4 protein-coding genes are annotated in these 2,632 nt (G+C 63.4%); all 4 read left to right on the forward strand.

Annotated features, from left to right (window positions below):
• The coding region (locus BZK42_RS27665) for a lysozyme family protein (protein ID WP_143329772.1) at positions 1-599 on the forward strand (599 nt) is incomplete at its 5' end.
• 1 nt (position 600) lies between these two features.
• The gene (locus tag BZK42_RS27670) at positions 601-1,170 is read left to right on the forward strand and encodes an integrating conjugative element protein (RefSeq protein WP_080861526.1); all 570 of its coding nucleotides are present in this window, start codon (positions 601-603) and stop codon (positions 1,168-1,170) included.
• A 7-nt stretch (positions 1,171-1,177) separates the two neighbouring features.
• A complete protein-coding gene (locus BZK42_RS28650; protein ID WP_143329773.1) occupies positions 1,178-1,405 on the forward strand; it encodes a hypothetical protein in 228 nt (75 codons plus the stop codon).
• Positions 1,402-2,632 (forward strand): conjugative transfer system coupling protein TraD (gene traD / locus BZK42_RS27675; RefSeq protein ID WP_143329774.1); only part of this gene is annotated, 1,231 nt, incomplete at its 3' end. The genes BZK42_RS28650 and traD, both read left to right, overlap by 4 nt.

Below are 2,632 nucleotides of genomic sequence, written 5' to 3' on the forward strand. Positions count from 1 at the left end.
CACAGGGGCAACCGTTACCGGCCGGCAGCCCGGTGCCTGAAGGTTACCGGCAGGTGGCAGAAGAGTATGGCGTCCCGGCAGAAGCGCTGTATTCGGTGTCCCTGGCGGAGTCCTCGCGACGGCTGCCGCAGGGGGAGCGCCCGTGGCCATGGACACTGAACGTGGCGGGAAAGGGATACCGGTACGCCACCCGGGAGGAGGCATACCAGGGGCTGCTGGGTTTTATGCGCCGTTATCCGCTGAAGCGGATTGATGTGGGAATTGCCCAGGTGAACCTGGGGTGGAACGGCGGGTATTTTCGTAATTACCGTGAAGCGCTGGAGCCGTACACCAATCTTCGCGCCGCCGCACAAATCCTGCGCCACTGCTATGACCTGAATCCCGGCAGCTGGCTGCAGGCGGTGGGGTGTTACCACCATCCGGCGGGCGGAAAACCGGCCCGGACCTACCGGGCCATTGTACAGCGGAAGCTGGCGACGATTACGCCGGCGGAACCACATCCACGCAGTACGGCTTATTCATCCCTGTCATCAGCCCCGGTGATACCGGCAGAAATGGCGCTGCGGTGGGCGGAGCCTCAGATGCCGGGAGAGCACTGATATGAAAAGACACCTTCCACATTATGTTCATACCCTGCATGCCACAGTCCGCCACACCCTGGTGCCGGTTGCGCTTGTCGGGCTGCTGACCACCTCCGCGATGGCGGCACTGACCGTGGTGGCGGACCTCGGCGGTGAGTCCACCGCCCCGCTGTTTGACGCCATCAACAATGAGGCGAATGAGTTCACGCCGCCGCGGTCGCTGTCTCCGCCATCACCCCCGCGGTCGTCCGCGCCTGTCACGGTGGATGAGATGCTGCCGGTGACCACGCCGGAGATGACGCCGGGCAGGGTGGAGGTACGCAGTCTGGCGCTTGCGGGCATGGCACCGGTGTTTCTGGTCGGAGACGACGCGCTGTCCCGGGACTGGCTGGCACAGAGGCGGGCTGACCTGCTGCGTATGAACGCCACGGGTCTGGTGGTGAACGTCACGGACAGTGCCGCCCTGCGGGAGCTGCAGGCAGGGGCCCCGGGCCTGACGCTGCTGCCGGCATCCGCCAGTGATATTGCGCGCCGTCTTCAGCTCACTCACTACCCGGTGCTGATTACGGACCGCGGACTGTCACAGTGAGGCGCTGATGCTGCCGGTCATATTGCTTCTTTTTCTGCTACTGGCGGTTGTCGTTGTCGCCAGGTTCTGCCGGACACCAGCCGCCCGGACCAGCCGCCCGGACCCGCCGCCGTTACCGGCAGACGTCAGAGCGGGCACTGACCTGGTTGGCACCGCTGGCCTCATCCGTACCACACGTAAGATCGCGTCCTCACGCTCCTTGTGGTTCGGACTGACCGGGAGGACAACAGAATGAGCGACCGCTATGTGATGGAGGCGCTGTTGCGTCCTGCCGTGGAGCTCAATACCGCCGTGGCGGCAGGCTGCGCGGCATTCATCTGCATCAGCGCGCCGTGGGCTGTGGCGCTGGCACCGTCGGTCAGCTATGTGACTGCGGCAGGATTTGCGGCACTGGCTGTCGTACGAACCCGCCAGGGACTGAAGATACTGCGCTACCGCCGCAACCTCAAACGGCTTCCCCGCTATGTGATGACCAGCTGCCAGGTACCGGTCAGCCGCTACCGCCTTTTTCTGGGGAAAGGATTTGCCTGGGAGCAGAAGCATCTCCAGCGTCTGCTGGAGACCCGTCGGCCTGAAGTGCAGGCATTTCTGCAGCCCTCCCTGCCATACCGTCTGGCCCGACGAACGGAACGCTGGTCAGAGTACCGCCTGCCCTGGCTGAGCCGGATACTGCGTACCGACACCCCGTTCAATCCCGTGCGTCCGCTGCCGCCGGCTGGCGGAAATCCGGCAATACACGGCGTGGAGCCGGATGAGGAAACGGTCAGCATGGACCTGGGCGAGCGGGTCGGCCATATGCTGGTTCTGGGAACCACCCGCGTGGGCAAAACCCGGCTGGCAGAGCTGCTGATAACCCAGGATATCCGGCGCGGTAATACCGTGGTGGTGATTGACCCGAAAGGCGATGCTGACCTGCTGAGAAGGGTGTGGGCGGAAGCTCACCGGACCGGGCGGCAGAACGAACTGTACGTGTTCCACCTGGGCTGGACTGAAATCAGCGCCCGTTACAACGGTATCGGTCGTTTTGGACGGACCTCCGAAGTTCCCGGACGTCTGGCAAACCAGCTCAGTGGGGAAGGCAACAGCGCGGCGTTTCGCGAGTTTGCCTGGCGGGTGGTGAACATTATCGCCCAGGCGCTGGTTGCGCTGGGGGAGAGGCCGGATTATAACCGGGTCCGCCGTTACGTCATGAACATCACAGGGCTCCATGAGCGCTATGTGGAATGGTACCTGAGGGAGCATGCTCCACACCTGCTGGCGGTGGTTGACCAGCAGGTGGCGCTGTTAAGCCAGGTGAACCAGAACAAAGGGGTAGCGGATTACGTCCTGCGCCGCGCGGCCATCACGCAGGTGCTGGAGAGTCCGGAAGGCCAGGCCCTGGAAGATACGGTCCTTGAGAGTCTGAGTAACGCGGTCCGCTACGACCAGAAGTATTTCGATAAAATAGTGGCTTCCCTTTTAC

The organism is Citrobacter braakii (genome assembly GCF_002075345.1).
Taxonomy (GTDB): Bacteria; Pseudomonadota; Gammaproteobacteria; order Enterobacterales; family Enterobacteriaceae; genus Citrobacter; species Citrobacter braakii.

Excerpts from the sequence above, each read along its gene's own strand:
- BZK42_RS27670 (WP_080861526.1), top strand. The coding sequence starts at position 601 with ATGAAAAGACACCTTCCACATTATGTTCATACCCTGCATGCCACAGTC.
- BZK42_RS28650 (WP_143329773.1), top strand. The coding sequence starts at position 1,178 with ATGCTGCCGGTCATATTGCTTCTTTTTCTGCTACTGGCGGTTGTCGTT.